The organism is Pseudomonas sp. P5_A2_2, assembly GCF_054177685.1.
On record NZ_JBGCUL010001187.1, the window covers coordinates 1 to 1,246 of the forward strand.

Here is a 1,246-nt window from a genome sequence, read left to right on the forward strand (position 1 = left end):
GACTACGCCAAAACCTGGCTTAGCCAGGCCCGCCATCCGAAAACCGGCAAGCCGTACACCGAGATGATCTTCCAGCCGATGCTGGAAATGCTCGACTACCTGCGCAGCCAGGACTTCAAGACCTACATCGTGTCCGGCGGCGACACCGGGTTCATGCGCGCCTTCGCCGAAAAGGTCTATGGCATCCCGCCAGAACAGGTCATTGGCACCACCTTTGTCACTGCCTATCAATTCAAGGACGGCCAGGCATCTATCCTGCGCACGCCAAAACTGGCCCACAACGACGATGGCCCGGGCAAACCGGAAAGCATCGACGCCGTGATCGGACGCCGGCCAATCCTCGCCTTTGGCAACTCCGACGGTGACTTGCAAATGCTCCAGTGGACCGCCGCCGGTCCCGGTAAACGCTTCATGGGCCTGGTGCATCACACCGACGCCAAACGCGAATGGGCTTACGACCGGCAATCGCAGATCGGTCGTCTGGACAAGGCCCTGGACGAAGCAAACAAACGTGGCTGGACGGTCGTCGACATGGCGTCCGAATGGCGTCGGATCTATCCGTTCGATGCCTCCACAGCCGAGCAAGCTCAATAAGAAGACGTCATGCAGGATTGCAATAAACGTATGTCGCAGCACATTACCGGTGGTTTGTGGGGGAGTGATTGGGTGCCTGATAGATCGCCATCGCGAGCAAGCTCGCTCCCACAGGTTCGGTATCGATCACTACATTTGGGCACGACATAAACCCTGCGGGAGCGAGCTTGCTCGCGAAGGGGCCATCAGCTTCACAACATCCGTTATTTGACAGACGCCAACCATCCGACAAAGCTGCATCAAGCTTCATCGCGCGCTGCAAGGCAAACGCACCTGGACCATGGAAGTCGTGATGCCGAAACATAAAAATAAAGCTGCAAACCCACACCCTGATTCGCAACCGACCCTGATCAACCGTTATCTGTTCCCGGTCACCATCGGCATCTTGCTGCTCACAGTGGCAGGTATTGGCTGGTTTCTGCTGAGCAGTACACCGACGCCGCTTCAGCCAGTCCCTGTCAGCGCCCCTGTCGTCGAACCGGCCAAACCGCGCCCGGTCACTGTCGCGCCGGCGAAGATGGTCGATGAGCAACAATGCCAGGGTTGCCACAGCAAGCAGGTCAAGGACTGGCAAGGCTCCCATCACCAGTTGGCGATGCAGCAAGCCAACGCCGACACCCTGCTCGGCGACTTCAATAACGTCACCTTCAAG

General features: G+C 58.2%; 1 protein-coding gene and 1 pseudogene. Both read left to right on the forward strand.

What is annotated here, in order from left to right:
* The coding region (locus ACXRVY_RS29950; RefSeq protein ID WP_458239064.1) for an HAD family hydrolase at positions 1-594 on the forward strand (594 nt) is incomplete at its 5' end.
* Between the two features lie 292 nt (positions 595-886).
* Positions 887-1,246 (forward strand): annotated as a pseudogene (locus ACXRVY_RS29955) (tetratricopeptide repeat protein); the annotation flags it as partial.